The sequence below is a fragment of the Streptomyces sp. NPDC046900 genome, assembly GCF_040644975.1.
GTDB lineage: Bacteria > Actinomycetota > Actinomycetes > Streptomycetales > Streptomycetaceae > Streptomyces.
Genome location: NZ_JBEYXD010000041.1, coordinates 32,439 through 48,011, shown reverse-complemented (window position 1 = coordinate 48,011; position 15,573 = coordinate 32,439). Strand labels below are relative to the sequence as shown.

The 15,573-nt window shown below is 69.1% G+C and carries 17 protein-coding genes; 5 read left to right on the top strand and 12 right to left on the bottom strand.

The features are described 5' to 3' along the window. Nucleotides 1-52 precede the first annotated feature (52 nt). The 3 genes from ABZ904_RS30990 to ABZ904_RS30980 are packed head-to-tail and all read right to left on the bottom strand — an operon-like array spanning nt 53 to nt 5,003. A complete protein-coding gene (locus tag ABZ904_RS30990) occupies nt 53-2,455 on the bottom strand; it encodes a SpoIIE family protein phosphatase (RefSeq protein ID WP_361001783.1) in 2,403 nt (800 codons plus the stop codon). Further along, nucleotides 2,452-4,350: a SpoIIE family protein phosphatase gene (locus ABZ904_RS30985; protein WP_361826955.1), complete on the bottom strand. Its 1,899-nt coding sequence runs from the start codon at nt 4,348-4,350 to the stop codon at nt 2,452-2,454. Before ABZ904_RS30985 ends, ABZ904_RS30990 begins: the two co-directional genes overlap by 4 nt. Then, nucleotides 4,284-5,003: a PAS domain-containing protein gene (locus ABZ904_RS30980; protein ID WP_361826952.1), complete on the bottom strand. Its 720-nt coding sequence runs from the start codon at nt 5,001-5,003 to the stop codon at nt 4,284-4,286. Before ABZ904_RS30980 ends, ABZ904_RS30985 begins: the two co-directional genes overlap by 67 nt. A gap of 372 nt (nt 5,004-5,375) precedes the next feature. Here ABZ904_RS30980 and ABZ904_RS30975 point away from each other — a divergent pair, with 372 nt between their 5' ends. Further along, nucleotides 5,376-6,065 (top strand): TetR/AcrR family transcriptional regulator, encoded by a 690-nt coding sequence (locus ABZ904_RS30975; protein WP_359404184.1) that lies wholly within the window; start codon nt 5,376-5,378, stop codon nt 6,063-6,065. Nucleotides 6,066-6,117: 52 nt separating this feature from the next. On the opposite strand, the gene ABZ904_RS30970 is transcribed toward ABZ904_RS30975, so the two are convergent. Continuing rightward, nucleotides 6,118-6,426 carry a hypothetical protein gene (locus tag ABZ904_RS30970; RefSeq protein WP_361001789.1) on the bottom strand — a complete coding sequence of 103 codons (309 nt, stop codon included), beginning with the start codon at nt 6,424-6,426 and terminating at the stop codon, nt 6,118-6,120. A gap of 129 nt (nt 6,427-6,555) precedes the next feature. Between ABZ904_RS30970 and ABZ904_RS30965 the strand changes: the two genes are divergently transcribed. Beyond that, complete coding sequence (locus ABZ904_RS30965; protein ID WP_359404190.1) at nt 6,556-6,954, top strand: hypothetical protein; 399 nt, start codon at nt 6,556-6,558, stop codon at nt 6,952-6,954. 376 nt (nt 6,955-7,330) lie between these two features. Beyond that, nucleotides 7,331-7,720, top strand: a complete 390-nt coding sequence (locus ABZ904_RS30960; protein WP_361001792.1) for an SsgA family sporulation/cell division regulator — start codon at nt 7,331-7,333, stop codon at nt 7,718-7,720. 190 nt (nt 7,721-7,910) lie between these two features. Here the strand turns inward: ABZ904_RS30960 and ABZ904_RS30955 are convergent, their stop codons facing one another. The 4 genes from ABZ904_RS30955 to ABZ904_RS30940 all read right to left on the bottom strand — a co-directional run bounded on the left by ABZ904_RS30955 (nt 7,911) and on the right by ABZ904_RS30940 (nt 10,121). After that, nucleotides 7,911-8,123: a hypothetical protein gene (locus tag ABZ904_RS30955; protein WP_361826947.1), complete on the bottom strand. Its 213-nt coding sequence runs from the start codon at nt 8,121-8,123 to the stop codon at nt 7,911-7,913. Nucleotides 8,124-8,679: 556 nt separating this feature from the next. Beyond that, nucleotides 8,680-9,114 (bottom strand): DUF2267 domain-containing protein, encoded by a 435-nt coding sequence (locus tag ABZ904_RS30950; RefSeq protein WP_361001796.1) that lies wholly within the window; start codon nt 9,112-9,114, stop codon nt 8,680-8,682. A 68-nt stretch (nt 9,115-9,182) separates the two neighbouring features. After that, on the bottom strand, nt 9,183-9,578 hold the full coding sequence (locus ABZ904_RS30945; RefSeq protein ID WP_359404205.1) for a DUF2267 domain-containing protein: 396 nt from the start codon (nt 9,576-9,578) through the stop codon (nt 9,183-9,185). A gap of 105 nt (nt 9,579-9,683) precedes the next feature. Further along, nucleotides 9,684-10,121, bottom strand: coding sequence for an Hsp20/alpha crystallin family protein (locus ABZ904_RS30940; RefSeq protein WP_359404208.1), 438 nt, complete (start codon nt 10,119-10,121; stop codon nt 9,684-9,686). Nucleotides 10,122-10,249: 128 nt separating this feature from the next. Here ABZ904_RS30940 and ABZ904_RS30935 point away from each other — a divergent pair, with 128 nt between their 5' ends. Continuing rightward, nucleotides 10,250-10,909 (top strand): type III effector protein, encoded by a 660-nt coding sequence (locus tag ABZ904_RS30935; RefSeq protein ID WP_361826943.1) that lies wholly within the window; start codon nt 10,250-10,252, stop codon nt 10,907-10,909. Between the two features lie 130 nt (nt 10,910-11,039). Here the strand turns inward: ABZ904_RS30935 and ABZ904_RS30930 are convergent, their stop codons facing one another. After that, on the bottom strand, nt 11,040-11,294 hold the full coding sequence (locus ABZ904_RS30930; RefSeq protein ID WP_359404211.1) for an ATP-binding protein: 255 nt from the start codon (nt 11,292-11,294) through the stop codon (nt 11,040-11,042). 714 nt (nt 11,295-12,008) lie between these two features. Here ABZ904_RS30930 and ABZ904_RS30925 point away from each other — a divergent pair. After that, nucleotides 12,009-12,338, top strand: coding sequence for a MerR family transcriptional regulator (locus ABZ904_RS30925; protein WP_359404214.1), 330 nt, complete (start codon nt 12,009-12,011; stop codon nt 12,336-12,338). Between the two features lie 492 nt (nt 12,339-12,830). On the opposite strand, the gene ABZ904_RS30920 is transcribed toward ABZ904_RS30925, so the two are convergent. The 3 genes from ABZ904_RS30920 to ABZ904_RS30910 form a co-directional block, all read right to left on the bottom strand. Continuing rightward, the gene (locus tag ABZ904_RS30920) at nt 12,831-13,037 is read right to left on the bottom strand and encodes a hypothetical protein (protein WP_359404217.1); all 207 of its coding nucleotides are present in this window, start codon (nt 13,035-13,037) and stop codon (nt 12,831-12,833) included. After that, entirely contained in the window at nt 13,034-14,680 is a 1,647-nt protein-coding gene (locus ABZ904_RS30915) for an FUSC family protein (protein ID WP_361826938.1), read from the bottom strand. The genes ABZ904_RS30920 and ABZ904_RS30915 overlap by 4 nt, the downstream gene beginning before the upstream one ends. A 103-nt stretch (nt 14,681-14,783) precedes the next feature. Next, on the bottom strand, nt 14,784-15,404 hold the full coding sequence (locus tag ABZ904_RS30910) for a TetR family transcriptional regulator (protein WP_359404223.1): 621 nt from the start codon (nt 15,402-15,404) through the stop codon (nt 14,784-14,786). Between the last annotated feature and the right edge of the window lie 169 nt (nt 15,405-15,573).

The window sequence follows — 15,573 nt, the reverse complement described above, 5'->3', positions numbered from 1 at the left end:
ATGGGGTAATGGAAGGGCCCGCGCGGCTCTCTGCGCGGCATCTGACTGGGGGTCAATCGATGAGCTGTTCGGACCAGATCGTCTTGCCGTTCTGGCCGTGGCGGCAGCCCCAGCGTGCGGCGAGTTGAGCGATGATGAACAGGCCGCGCCCCCCTTCGTCGGTGGTGCGGGCCCGCTGCAGGCGGGGCTGGCTGCTGCTGGAGTCGGTGACTTCGCAGACCAGGACGTTGTGGCGGATCAGGCGCAGCTGCGACGGCGGACGACCGTATCGGATGGCGTTGGTCACCAGTTCGCTGACGATGAGTTCGGTGGCGAAGTGGAGTTCGTCCAGCCCCCACCGGGTGAGTTGGCGGGTGGCCCATTCTCGGGCCTTGGAGACGGCGGAAGGATCGGCCGGGATCTCCCACTGAGCGGTGTCCTCCGCCGGTATGGCGCGGGTGCGGGCCAGCAGTAGGGTTGCGTCGTCACGCGGCGCTTCCTCCACCAGGCCGGTGAGGAGGGCCCGGCCGGTTTCGTCCAGGGCGCGATCCGGGCGGCAGGATGCGGCGAGGCCGTCCGTCAACTGCCGCAGGCCTTGGTCGATGTCGCGGTCGCCCGGTTCGATCAGGCCGTCGGTGTAGAGGGCGAGGATGCTGCCCGGCTCGAGGTCGATCGTGGTGGTCTCGTAGGGCATGCCGCTGACGGACAGGGGGGGCCCGGGGGAGATCTGGATGGTTTCGGCGGTTCCGTCGGGCCGGACCAGGACCGGGGGAGGGTGCCCGGCACTGGCCATGGCACAGTGGCGGGTGACGGGGTCGTAGACCGCGTACAGGCAGGTGGCGCCGATGGTGTCGTGGTCGCTGGGTGGGGCTTCGGCTGCGAGGCGCTGGACCAGGTCTGCGATCCGGGTGAGCAACTCGTCCGGCTCCAGTTCGAGGTCGGCGAGGGTCTGGATGGCGGCGCGCAGGCGGCCCATGGTGGCACTGGCCGGCATGCCGTGGCCGACCACGTCTCCGGCGACCAGGGCCAGCCGGAGTGAGGGCAGGGCAATGGCGTCGTACCAGTCGCCGCTGATGTCTGCCCCGCCGCCTGCGGGCAGGTAGACGCCGGCGGTCTCGGCTGCCGGAGTGTCGGTGGTGGCAGGGGGAAGGAGGCGCTGCTGCAGCGCCACGGCCGCCTTGTGCTCGCGTGTGTAGCGGCGGGCGTTGTCGATGGCGAGCGCGGCCCGTGAGGCGATCTGTGTCATGAGATCCGTCTCGTCCTCGGTGAACGGGTCCGATTGGCGGGTGCGCCAGACCACGATGTTTCCGAGGGTGAGGCCGCGGGCGTACAGCGGCGCCACCATCACCGCATGGGCGTCATTCGGGAGAACGGACTCGGCCGGTTGTGGGCCGCCCATCAGGGCGATGAAGTCGTCACGGCTATAGACGACGGTCTTGCCGTGTTGGGAGCTGCGTAGGAGGGGGTGGTCGGACAGTGGGGGGACGGGGGCGCCGCGCTTGCTGCCGGCCGGCCACGCGGCGGTGGTCGGCGCCAGGGCCGCGGTGCACAGACGGAGATCTCCGCCGCCCAGCTGCTTGGGTGGTTCGTCGCCGTCGGGCACGGACTGCGCAAGGACGACTGCGGCGAGATCTCCGAACGCGGGTGCGAGTACGTCCGCAAGGTCTTGTGCGGTGCGCACGACATCCAGGGACGCTCCTACCTGCTCGGCCACCTCGCGGGCGAGATCCAGATTGCGGCGGGCGCGCTGCGCGTCGGTGCTGTCGATGTACAGGGCCGCGACCCCTGTGGGGCGTCCCCTTTCGTCCTCCAGACGGAAGGCGGACACAGACAGTGCGTGCTGCTGCGCGGGCTGGTTCCGCCAGCGCACGTGCTGGTTTCTGCGGACCACCGGGGCGCCCGTCTCCAGGACCTGCCGCAGCACTGCCTCGAGGTTCTGGGCGTCCTCGGTGCACAGCACGTCGCACAGCCGGGTGCCGGGCTGCACGGGATGGCCGTCGAAAGTGCCCGGCATGGCGTTGGTCTGCACGGTGGCGAGATTTCTGTCGTGCAGAGCGATGGTGATCCGGTTCTGTGCGGACAGTGCGCGCAGGAGCGCTGCGCCCTGCTCGTGCTGCTCGTGGTCGACGTGGTGGGTCGGGACCGCGAGAAGGAGGAACTCGGCCGAGCCCTCCACTTCGATGGTTCGGAAAGCGACGTCGATGAGGTGGCCGCACTGGTGCCGCAGCCGTGCCCGGCCGGATGCCGGCATCTGCGGGGCATTGCGCAGATCGTCGGGGAGCTCGGCCACCAGTTCCAGTACAGGGTGGCCGCAGACCTCCTCGGCGGTAACCCCCGTCAGGTCCTGTGCCGCCCTGCTCCACCGCACTACCGCGCCTTGGTGGTCGAGCACGGCGGCTGCCACGCCGTCGAAGGTGTGAGCCCTGCCGGTGCCACCGGAATCGACCGTTGCGGCATTGTTTGCGTAAGCGTTCATTTTTTACACGTCCCTCCGAGCGCCTGCGGCGACGTTGGCGGCGCCTTCAGGTCGGTGCTCACGAAGCAGTCGTCGCCGGGTCGGTGCGCATCAGGCAACGGCCGTGCGGTCAGGTCTTGTTCGGCCCAGACGACCTTGCCGGCCGTCGCGGGGCGGGAGCCCCACCTGCGGGACAGCTGAGCGACGAGGAAAAGACCGCGGCCGTTCTCGTCGAGGATTCGGGGATGGCGGGGGCGCGGGTGGCTGGTGTTGCCATCGAAGACCTCGCACGTCAACACCTGGTGCTGGATGAGCCGTAGGCGGTTGGGTTCCTGGCCGTGGCGGATGGCGTTGGTGACCAGTTCACTGACGATCAGCTCCACGTTGGTCGCCAGGTGCTCTAGCCCCCATGCGCTGAGCTGGCGGGCAGCCGCCTGTCTGGCGGTACGGGCCGCGGCCGGCTCGCTGGGCAGCTCCCACGAGGCGACCTGGGCCGGCTCGAGTGCGCGGGTCCGCGCAAGGAGCAAGGTGACATCGTCGACCGGTGCCTGCGTCGGCAGGGGCTGGATCACCCGCGAGCACAGGTCCTCCAGGGGTGCACCGGGCTGTGCCAGGGCGGTGCCCAGGCGGTGCAGGCCGACGTCGATGTCCTCGTCGCGGGACTCGACCAGACCGTCGGTGTAGAGCGCGAGCAGGCTTTTTTCGGGCAGTTGCAGTTCCACGGACTCGAAGGGGACCAGTCCGAGGCCGAGGCCGAGGGGAGCTCCGGCCGGCAGGTCGGGGAAGACGACGCGTCCCTGCGGGTCGATGATGGCGGGCGGGGGGTGCCCGGCCCGCGCCATCGTGCATCGCCGGGTGACCGGGTCATAGACGGCATACAGGCAGGTGGCGCCCACCACAGCCGGGACCTGGTCCGGATTGTCGGCGTCTTCCTCGCTCATCCGCCGGACCGTGTCATCAAGGTGCGCCAGCAGTTCATGGGGAGGCAGGTCCATGTCCGCGAGCGTGCGGACGGCGGTGCGCAGCCGGCCCATCGCTGCCGCGGCGTTGATGCCGTGTCCGACGACATCGCCGACGACGAGGGCAACCCGGGCGCCGGACAGCTCGATCACGTCGAACCAGTCACCCCCCACGCCGTAATCCATATCGGCCGGCACATAGCGCGAGGCCACCTCGACGGCGGCACCGCCCTGCACCCGGTGGGGGAGCAGGTCGCGTTGCAGGGTGAGGGCCGCGGTGCGCTCACGCGCGTACTGCAGGGCGTTGTCCAGGCAGAGCGCGGCCCGGGTGACCAGCTCCTCGGCGAGGAGCTGGTCGTCCTCCTGGAACGGCTTTTGTTCCTCGGAGCGGCCGAACAGCGCCAGTCCCAGCACGCAGCGCCGCGCACGGATGGGCACGACCATGAGTGAGTGGATTCCGCTGTCGCGCACCTTCTGTGCCCGCACCGGGTCGTGGTCGACCCACGGGCCGGCATGGGTGTCCAGCACCGGTTCCAGGTGAGACCGGCCCGTGCGCAGAACGGCGGCGAACGACGAGTTGGGGTGGGGGTGGACCACCTCTTCACGCACCCACGGCAATGCCGGGACGTCCGGGTCGATGGTGGCCAGACCGGCACGGCGCAGCAGCGGTAGGCGGCCGCTCGTGGTACCGATCCGTGCAGAGAGCTCCACGCCGAAGGAGACCGACTCCACCAGATCGACGAGGGCGTGGTCGGCCAGCAGGGGCACAGCGAGCTCGGCCAGTTCCTGCCCGGTCTGCATGACGTCGAGGGTGCTGCCGATGCGCGTGCTGGCTTCGCTGAGGATGGCCAGGCGCTCACGCGCCCGCCGGTTGCCGCTGACATCCACGCTCAAAGAGCACACGCCCAGGGGCGTGCCGTCCGCGTCCTGGAGGCAGAAGAACGAGGCCGAGAACACGCGCTCCCGGCGCCGATCGGCCGGCGGCCACGCCCGGCACTCGTGGACCATGGTATGCCGCTCTCCAATACCTGCCGCATCACCACCTCCAGCGCCTCGGCCTCAAAACCGGGCAGCGAATCCTTCAAGCGGCGCCCGAACCGTCGGTCACGAGGAATTCCGTCGTGGCTCTCCGCGGCGTCGTTCACCCATGTGCAGCGCAGCTGCAGGTCACGAACGACGATGCCGATCGGTGCGTGGGAGAGCAGCGACTCGCGTACCGATCCGTCCGTCGCTCCCGAGGAGAGCGCGCCTATGTCGGCCCCGGACACCAGCCACCGGGTGGCGGCGCCCTGTCCCCACAGCAGCGAGACCCGCAGCGTCATCGTGAGCGTGCGGCCGTCGCGGTGGCGGACCGCCACGGTGCCGGACCAGCCACCCTGGGCACGGCACTGCTCGAAGGCCGCCGCTGCGCTCAAGGCGTCCTCACGGCGCGGCAGCACCTGGAGGGCGGACCGGCCCACCATCTCCCTGGCCGAGTGCCCGACAAGCCGCTGAGCGGCCTGCGTCCACGCCACCACCGTCCCCTCGGCATCGATCATCGCTATCGCTGCGTCGGGTATCTCGCTGGAGCTCACAGGCTCGGCGAGCGGCATGTGGTCCGTGTTCGTCATCGAGGTTGATCCCATCGGTGCGGAGGTGACAAAGCGTCGGCCTGGAGGCGCGGCGGACGACCTGAAGCCGTGGTGGAACGGTGAGGCACGCGATCTCGTCGCTGGGCTGAGCGGTCCACCGTTGTGCCATAGGTCGGACTTGGAATACTTTGTCCATTTCTGATGAAATCATCAGATACGACCCACTTCCTCGTCAAGCCCCCAGAGCTGATCAAATCATCAGATATGACCACGGAGGTTGCCCTCGCCTGGCCGGGAGTGCCTTGGTAATCGCGGGGCCCGGATGCGGCAGGGTTCGGGGTGGACGGTCGGAGGCTTCTAGTGTCATGATGGATTCATCAGAACTGGTGCTCTTGTCAGGGGGTGCCGCCGATGGCGGTCTCACCCAGGAACCGATTCGAACGCCGTCGGGCCGAGACCCGGCAGGCACTCATCCGCGCCGCGCGGACGATTCTGGCCGAGTCTGGCGACACCAGCGCCAGCATTCGCACCATCGCCGAGCGTGCGGACGTGGGCTTCGGCTCCTTCTACAACCACTTCACGGGCAAGCCGGATCTGTTCGATGCGGCCGTGGCCGATGCGCTGGAGGAGTACGCGCAAGCCATCGACAAGCGCCTGCACGGCATCAGTGATCCCGCCGAGCGCCTTGCTGGGGGCGTGCGGCTCGGCGCGCGCCTGGCTGAGTCGCACCCGGAGATCATGCGCATCCTGTGCCACAGCGGGCTTGGCCGCATATGCGCCGGCTACGGACTGACTCCGCGCGCGAAGCGCGACGTGGAGCAGGGCATGGCCACGGGCCGCTTCAGAGTGGTCGACCCGGTCGTCGCGCTGACCGTGCTGAACGGCAGCCTGCTGGCGCTCCTGGAGCTGTGGCTCCACCGGCCCGAGGCCGTCAGCGACCACGCGGCAGGCAAGATGGCCGAGCTGCTTCTGCACATGCTCGGCCTCTCCCCGGAGGAGGCCCGTGACCTCGCCCGGCGCCCCCTTCCTGCCGCCGCGTCAACTACGGGGCGAGCTTGCGAGCAGGGCCCCACCGGCTGCGAGGCGGCCTCCCGCGTCTGAGTCGTTCAGCCGGCGGGCGGGACGGCTGGGACGCGTGACTCGCGCCCCGCAGTCAGTCCCTCCTGTGTGAGGCGCAGGGCGGACCCGGCTCGCCCGCGAAGGCGGAGAGTATGCCGCCGCTCGGACTGCCACCGGGCTGCCCGGCGAGGTCCACCAAGTGCCAGCCCGCCTCGCCCCGCGCCTGATCGCCCGCCCTGTCCCTCTCGGTGGAGACCTCCTCAGGCCTTATGCCGGCGGCTGTGACCAGGGCATCGGACCAGGCTCGAAACGGCGGCTCGTCCTTGCGCGGCACGCCGAGCAGGCGGCAGATCATCGTGGCCCAGACCTTCTTCGGTGGGATGCCCTCGACATTTCCATACACCGTATGGTACTACTGGGAGAGAGCTTTCATACGGCGTATGGAAAAGCTTTGCTCAGCCAGTTCCAGGCGCATCACATCGCCTGCACAGCGGCCGATGGTGCAGACCGCACCGATCCGGAAGGAAAGACCATGAAGAAGCTCACGAAGCACATCTCTGCCACTGCTTGCTCCGTGCTGGTCGCGAGTGTTGCCGTTCTCGGTGCGGGGGGCGCTGCTTCGGCCGCGACTCCTGTGACCACGCACGCCCAGCGTCCGGCTGTCAGCGCCAAGGCCACCGACTACCGCTGGGACCACGGTGTCGGGTACCTGCTCGAGGAGGGCTACACCTGGGACCGCATCCGCGGCTGGCACCACGACGACAGCGCCATCGACTCGGCCTGGCACGGCCGCGACGGTCACTCCCACCGCTGGGACGACAAGGAATGCGACTGGAAGTCCGACAGGTCCCACCACCGGTACGACTGGAACCGCTACGAGCACGAGGGCCGGAACTGGCACCACCACGACCGCAACCACGGTGACTGGTGAGCCCGGCGCCGCTTGCACCCATGGGCCCAGGCCGCACGCATCGCCGTGACGCCCGCCGGGCAGGGAGGCGACCGCCAGCACGGACCAGCGGTCCCTGCCCGCCGCCCAGGCAACCGGCCCGGTGAGGGCCTGTCCCCTCACACCTGCCTGCGGACATCCACCGCATGCCGCAGGCTCACATCGCCCCACCGCTGCGACGCCACGAACCTTGCAGTCCGCAGATGCCGACCAGCGCCCGGACCCTGCTGTAACGCCTCTCTTCGATGCCTCCCCACTGCCGGCCCAGCGCGGTCCGGCACCGTGGCACAGCCGAGGCAGAGGCGCCTTGGAGTGAAAGCCAATGAAGTCTTTGAGGACCCTGGTACAGGGGGTGGCCGTGCAGCTCATCATCGAGCGCAACTACTCGCTGTGCATGCGCATGCGTCTGCGGTACGAGCCCAGTGATCCCTATGCCGTCCATGCCGCCTTTTTCACCGCCGACAGCGACGACGAGCCGGTTGAATGGGTCCTGGGGCGTGACCTTCTGACCGATGGCCTGAAGGGGTGTGCAGGCCAAGGAGACGTCCGGATCTGGTCAGCTGTCGGCCGTGGTGACCACGCGATGTACATCGCCCTCACGTCTTTCGCGGGCACCGCCTTGCTCGAAGTTCCAAAGCGGGATGTCAAGACCTTCCTGCAGCACACACAGGCTCTGGTGCCACGGGGCACCGAATCCAGGCGCATCGAGTGGGACACCGAACTGGCGAACCTGCTCACGGAAGGCTGAGAAGGTTCCTACAACTACCGGGCGAATGGATGTACTTATCCCGGCGGCCGTGTGCGGCTCGCGTCGTGAGGGATCCGTTGCACGTCCCTTCGTACGCCATCACCGCGACCGCTGACATCCATGCTTAGAAAGACAAGGAACGAGCGTCTCTGGTCCGAAAATGACGTCTGGCTGACTCCGGCCGTGAGGGTCACGCCGCTTCGATTGGTGCGAAGCGGACGGTGAGTCCGAGGGCGTTGGCCTGCCGGGTGATGCGTCGCAGGGCTCGTTCGGGGTTGTGCTTGGTGTAGTAGTCGCCGCCGAGATCGTGGAAGCCGGTGTTCTGGGTGAGCATGTGCCACACCGCGGTGAGGATGGAGTGCTCCAAGGCGACCAGGGCTTTCTTCTTTCCCAGGCGGGGCATCAGCCGAGCGGGCACCGAGGTAGGTGCGATCCCGGGTGCGGGATGCGGCCATGGTCGCGGTGCCCGGGGCTGCGCCGAGCCAGCGGTTGCCGTGTCTTCTGCGCCCGGACTGACGCGGTGTCCGGCATCCCACAAGCTCAGCCTGCTGCTGGTGACGAGCAGGTCGAGGCGGAGTCGTGTGGTGTGAGCGGCCAGCGCGGCCAGTAGGGTCCAGCTCTCCAGGACGGCGCCGCCGGGCGGTCCGGGCAGCGGCATCAGGTGGTCACACAGCCAGGCATCGTCGAGTTCGGGCAGTTCGTCGGTCTCCTGCCCAGACGCGCAGGATCTCGTCGTAGGCCAGGTGCATGGGTGTCGTCTTGACGCCGAAGCGGAGCGTGCGTTGGGGTGCATCGATTGGCATAACCATCACCAGCGAGTCTCGGGATCGAGCAGGGCCAGGTTCTCCTTGGCCTCGATCGGCTCCATCAGGTGCTCGTCGATGAAGTTCGCCTTTCACCCGTCTGTGCGACACGTGTTGTGGTGGGCGCGCTTTGGCGCCCGGGAGGGCACGGCCCGCCTATGAGGCTGGGGTGAGGTCGGCGCGGCCGAACAACAGCGCGTAGCCGGAGGGGAGTTGGTGCAGGATGCGGGTGAGGAGGTCGGGGCCGGCCAGGGCCGCGACGGCGCAGAGGACGGATCCGGTGTCCCAGCGGGTGGTGCCCAGGGTGGCGTCGCTGCGGGTGGCGAGGTCTTTGACGAAGGCCCAGCCGGTCAGGGGCTGGGTGTCGGGGATCTGTGCGGTGAGGATGCGTGCGGCTTCGAAGGGGAGGCGGGAGGCCAGTTCGACGCGTTCGTCGCCCGTCATCTGGCGTCCGAGTCCCGCGAGGACCAGGCGAACGGCTTCCTCGGCCTTCTCCCGGGTGGGGTAGGCGCCTTCGTAGCGGACCTTCTCCAGCAGCTGCTCGTACGTCATCACGGGCGTGTGCTGGAAGGGTGCATGCCGGTCGGTCATCACTGCGGTGGTTGCCTTTCTCGCCGAAGGTCGTGGTGCCGGTGTGCGGGCACCTGGCATTTGGGTGGTCAGGCGGCCTGGGGGTGGCCGAAGAGCAGGTCGTAGCCCGCGGGGAGTTGGAGCAGGATCTGCCCCAGTAGGTCGTCGCCGGCCGCGTCGGCGACCGTGCTGAGGACGGCGCTGACGTCCCAGGCCGCGGTCTGCTCGGTGGCCCCCTCGATCCAGGCGGCCGTCGCCCGCACGAACCTCTCCGGTGGCAGGGGTTCGGCGCTCTGCAGTGGGTTGAGGAGGATCAGGGCGAAGCCTTCCGGCAGGCGCGCCGCCAGCTGGGCGCGTACCTCACCGACCAGGTGTGCGCCGAGCAGGGCGAGCACCACGCGGGCCGCGCGTTCTGTCTCCTGCAGGCTGTTGTACTCGCCGCGTTCCTTCACCTGTTCCAGGAATGCTTCCCGTCGCAGGGTCACGTCGATCGCCACCCTTCTTCGAGTCCGTCCCGTGGGGACGGAGGACGGGGTGAGGGGGAGATCAGATGCCCGTCCTCCGCCGCCGACCGGCCCGCATCGCCCGGCTCAGCCGGAGATCTCCTTGCGGTCGGATCCCGAGCCGATGGAGATCTTGCGGGGCTTGGCGCGCTCGGCGATCGGGATGCGCAGGGTGAGTACCCCGGCGTCGTAGTCGGCCTTGATCTGCTCGGTGTCCAGCGTGTCCGCGAGCACGATCTGGCGGGAGAAGACGCCCAGCGGCCGCTCGGAGAGTTCCATCTGCACGTCGTCGCCCTTGGCCACGGGCCGGCGCTCGGCCTTGACGGTCAGCATGTTGCGTTCGACGTCGATGTCGATCGCGTCCGCGCTGACACCGGGGAGGTCGAAGGCCACCACGTACTCGTGACCCTCGCGGTAGGCGTCCATCGCCATCGCGGACGGCCGCGACCAGGTGCCCGGGCCCGGGCCCATCAGCTGCTGAGCCAGCCGGTCGAGCTCACGGAAAGGGTCGGTGCGCATCAACATGGTGAAACACCTCCAGAAGGTTCGGGCAGTTGCTGCCAATGCGCCTCACTGAAACCGTTGTAACATGTCATCCAATGGATGACAAACAAGAGCGTCGTCCGAAGGGCGACAGCACTTGGGAGGTGCCCGTGACAGCAGCCGACCAGCCAGCCCCTTTCGGAACCGGCGCTCAAAACCCGGCATCGTTTCTCGCCGCCGCGGCCGCCCTTCACGCCATAGACGACGCCCTGCGCGCCGCCCAGCACGAGGCCCCCGGCTCCCCCGATGTCCCCGACGCCGGCCCTGAGCAGGCCCTGGCCTCCCTGCTGCTGCTGCGGCAGGTGCGCGAGCAGCTCGCCGGCTGGGAAACCGGCCTGATCGAAACCGCCCGCCACGCAGGCGCAAGCTGGGCCGACCTCGCCCACCCCCTCGGCGTCGCCAGCCGCCAAGCCGCCGAACGCCGCTACCTGCGGGGCCGGCCCGGCCCCACCGGAAGCACCGGCGAACAACGCGTCCAGGCCACCCGTGAACGCCGCGCCGCGCAACGTACCGCCGCCACCTGGGCCCGCCGCAACGCCGCCGACCTGCGCCGCATCGCCGGCCAGATCACCGCCCTCACCGACCTCCCCGAAGCGGCCCGTCTCCCGCTCGGGCAGCTCCACGCGGCCCTCGCCCACGACGACCCCGCAACCCTCATTCACCCCCTGAACGCCGCCCGCCCACACCTGACCGCCACCCATCCCGGCCTCGCCGCCCAACTCGACGCCCTTACGAACTCCGCCCCGGCCACAGGCGCCGCCGACGACTAACCCGATACGCAACTCCAGACACCAGTCGGACCTCACGCGGTAGGCCCCGGCCGGTTGGCCAAGGGCGGCCCCACCGCTGCTCAAGATCAATTCCACCCCGACCGCGGTTGATCATCCGCGAGGGGAGCTGTCACCGTGGGAGGCGGACGTGGATCGTCTTGCCCCGCCCGGGGCCCGGGCTGATGGCCACCTCGCTGGTGAGGCGGCGGACCATGGGCCATCCGAACCCGCCGGCGCCACCGTTGAGATCGGGGGCACGCTCACGCGGGAGTGCAGGGTTGAGGTCGCTGACGGCGACGTGCACCGCGTCGGCGGTGGCGACGAGTTGGAGGGTGTAGCGGCCGCCGCCGTGACGCAGGGCGTTGGTGGCGAGCTCGGAGACCACGAGAGCGAGGGTCCGCCGTCTGGGGAGCCGCACCATCCAGGCCCTCGACGAAGGAGCGGGTGATGTCACGGGCGCGAGCGAGGCCGGCGGGACTGTCGCCCTCCACAACGACAGGGGCCCAGTCGGCCTCCGTGCGCATCGTCTCCATGTCGGTCATGTGCTGTCACCCCGCCTGGATCGGTTGTGCCGCCCGGCTCAGCGTGTGCCCGCCGAGCCGGAAGCCAACCCGGGACAGCACTCTTTCGGGTGTATCTGCGGCAGAAGTCCACCCATCGACCCTGAAGGAAACCTGTTGTGGCAACAGTAGACATTGGTTCGTGGCGGAGTTACTGTCTTGTTCGTACCCAGGAAGTCGCAGAGGGCACGGCAGACACGAACTGCCGCGCGAGCAGCTCAAGCAGGACGCGACCCCACTGGGGGGCCGCGAGCAGTACCCGCGATATCCGGCAGTACAAGTGAGTAACGGAAGGTAAGGAGCGAGACGCCATCAGGATCGCCCGGGCGCGGAAGCAGTCCGCCCGGGTACGCAGACCCCGGATTGGAAGGTGGTCCCCGGTCACGCATATCCGCGATCCCCGCAGCCCCGCCCTCCCAGGCGGAACCTGCGGACACAGAAGACCGGCACGGTGTGCCGGTAGATGGTGTTGAAAGCTCGGGGCCCGGGTGCCAGCACAGCGCCCGGGCCCCCCGATGCGTCCCCGGAAGAAGAGGTCTATGCCCCCTGCCCCTCCCCGCCCCGCCGACAACCTCGAGGACGACGACTACCCCGCCTACACCATGGGCCGGGCCGCCGAAATGCTCGGCACCACCCCCGCCTTCCTCCGCGCCCTGGGAGAACACCGCCTGATCACCCCCCTGCGCTCCGAAGGCGGCCACCGCCGCTACTCCCGCTACCAGCTGCGCATCGCCTCTCGCGCCCGCGAACTCGTCGACCAGGGCACCCCCATCGAAGCCGCCTGCCGCATCATCGTCCTCGAAGACCAACTCGAAGAAGCCCAGCGCATCAACGAGCAACTGCGCACACAAGGCTGCGAGTCCCCATAGACCTCAGCTGACAGGACTGCCCGAGTCGGACACCGACAGGCATTGAAGAGGGAAGAGTCTCGATCATCGTGGACCACCAGAGTCGGCGGTGGACCTTTCTGCCCAACCACGCACGGATGCTGATGGTGATCGCCCGGAATCCCACTGCCCGGTTGTACGAGCTCGCTGCCACTTGTCAGATCGCCCAGCGCACGGCCCAGAGCATCGTGGTAGATCTCGCAGAGGCCGACTATCTGCAAAAGGACCGGGTCGGCCAACGCAACCAGTACACCGTCAGCCTCGATGGGCCGTTCCGGCAGCCGCGCGTCCAGCACCGTCCCCCGCGCAGACCTGGCGTGGGCGCGGGCTGCGCGGTGTGCCGGGGATGGCGAACGGTCGTCACCGACGACTGGCGGCACGAGCTGTGCCCGGCCTGCCAGACCGGCGAGCCCCCGCGGAATCCGTCACGAAACTGCCCGGACCCGCGCCCGGAAGCAGCGAGGGCACACCGCCCTAGGAGGTCCGGGGCCCCGCGGCGCGGCGGAGCTGGCCTTCGCCGGCGCCGGCGGCTGTACCCGGGTCGTTACGGCAGCGCGCCACCACCGCGGCCACCAGCCGCTCACGCGAAAGCTCCACCGGGCACAGCTCGACGCGCAGCCACTCCGCCAGCGACGCCTGGTCCTCCTCGGGCGACTCGCGGAACATACGCCCGATGTTCATTGACGTTGATCCGTGGAAAGTGACGTCGCCAGTAGGGTCAGCATCTGGCGGCTCTCGTGCTCGGCGGCAGCGATGCGCTCTTGGGGCAGGGTCCGTTGCCGCCACTCGCCGGAGGCTACCTCGGCGGCTTCGTGCAACTGGGCCAAGGCGCTTGCCAGGCGGCAGCGGGCATGGACGAGATCGGCGAGGTCGGGGGCGGATGGTTGGGCCGTCAACCGGGCGGCGGCCGCATGGGATGCGTCCACCGCCGCCAGGGCGCTCTCGGCGCGGTCCACGGCTCGGCGGTCAGTGATCGCGATGGCAACGAGCAGCCCGAGCGCGCAGCCCGTGAGGGTGTCGAGGGCTCGATCCGTCAGCAACTCGCCGGCCGGCTGCGCATGCCCGAACTGGGGCATCAGCAAAGACATCTGGACGATGCAGATCTGGCCGAGCCAGTAGCCGCGGCTGATCGTCGCCTCGGTGGCGACCTGGAAGAACAGGACAGCCAGGACGAGGGCGAGTGATCCGGTGCGGCTGATCGGCAGCAGGGCGGCGAACAATGCGAGGCCGACGACGTTGCCGAAGACCCGGTTGAGGGCGCGTCGCCAGGTGAGGGCCAGGTTGGGCTGGAAGATCGAGGCGGCAGCAACCACGGCCCAGTAGGGGCGGCCGACGCCCAATGCCATGGACGCCCAGCCGGCCAGGGCGCAGCCGACCGCGACCCGGGTGCTGAGGAGCAGCAGGTGCGAACCGGGTCGGAGGGCGCTGGGCAGGCGGACGTGACACCGATTCAGCGGCCCGCCGCGGCACGGTCTGCTCCAGTCCGCGCTCAATGCGGTGCTGGCTTCGGTGACCTGATTGTCTTCCAGGCGGGGCGAAAGGAGATTCGGTAGCGGCGTGGTTTTGCGCAGGAGTCTCGCCCAGCGGGCGAGTTCCCGGGGGTCGGTGCTGCCGGTTTCGGCGCGGGTCAGCAGCAGGGCCAGGGTCTGGCGCTCGGGGGAGTAGGTGTGTACCAGCGACATCGTGCGCCAGGCTTCGGTTGCTGTCGCGGCCGCGGTTCGGCAGGCGGAGGCGTGGGCGGGGTCGTCGTTTGGAGTGCGAGCGAGCGGCGCGGCAGCGTTCAGGGCCCTGGCCACCGCCAGACGCTGCGGTTCCTGGGACCGGACGAGGCCGGGGGCCATGCACACCATCCAGGCGAGCAACCCTGTGGCAAGGGTGGGCGCGAGGTGGCCGGGGATGTCGGTGAAGTGCTGCGGAAGGAAGGCGCAGCCGGCGGCGACGAACGTGAAGACGACGTTGCCCGGCGGCCCGATCCGGGTGGCGTCGTACACAACCTTGTGGGCAGCAGCAAGGAGGGCTGCCACAGCGACCCGGACCGCGGTGCTGTGGGTGGCGGCCGCAGTTGCCAGCCCCACCCCGTTGCTTACGACCATACCGAGCACCACGCAGGCCAGGGCGCGGGCGCGGGCAGCGTAGGGCAGGCTGTGCCCGTAGAGCGCGCACGTGGATCCGCCGACGGTGTACACCATCAGGTCGACGCGTCCCACGGCCGCCAGCACCAGACTTGGCACGGCCATCGCGAGCAGGACACTGAGCGCTGTCTTGGGCCACAGATCGGTCGCCCGGCCCAGCCGCAGCACACCGCGCATCTGCAGCGGCCGCATCGAGACGGCCTTTCCGGATGTGATGGATGCCTCCTCATGCGCCGCAGTTCAAGCCGGCCGGACTGCGGGACTGCCTCAGCCGCAACGCCTCAGGACTGCGGACTCAATGGTCGGCGCGCTGGCCGTCCCGATCGGCGGTGAGCCGGCTTTCCAGGCCCGAGATGATCGTGTCCAGCACCAGGCGGAACATGCGGTCCTCATCAGGGCCTGCACCCGCGGTCCCATTTTTGCCGGCAGCGGGAGCGGTGGGCGTGAGGTTCGACCACCGGTGGAGCGCGCCGTTGAGTTCGGCGGTGAGGACGCCGATGACGACGGCGCACATGACAGCGGCGGTCTGCGGGACCTCTGAGTGCGGCACCCCTGCGGAGTCCAGTATCGCGGTGAGCGCAGCCCAGAAGGGGTCTTCGGGCTGGATGAAGTCCGGCTGGCTGAACGAGTAGGCCATCAGCTTGGGGTGACGGTGCGCCAGTGTCCGGAAATCCGTGGCGAGCAGGCGGATGCGCTCCTGCCAGGGGGAGTCCTGAAGCGTCACGGTGCGGAACTGGGCGCCGACCATCCTTGCCACGCCGCGCAGCAGGGCGTCCTTGTTCGGCACGTGGTGGTACAGCGACATCGGGTTCGCGTCCAGCACGGTCGCGAGTTTGCGCATGGTGAGCGCCTCGACCCCGTCCGCGTCGATGAGCTGCAGGGCGGCGGCATAGATCCCCGCCTCGGTGAGAGGCACGTCTCTCTTCCTGGTTCCCCGCGGGGGACGCTTCGGCTTTTCCATACCGCGTACGGTATCAGTCTTATACGCCGTACGGAAACGACTTTCCATGCAGGTGGCTGGACGGGTGCTCGCGCGACCGGGGTGCGCTCGACTTTCCATACGACGTATGTTACTACTTCCATAC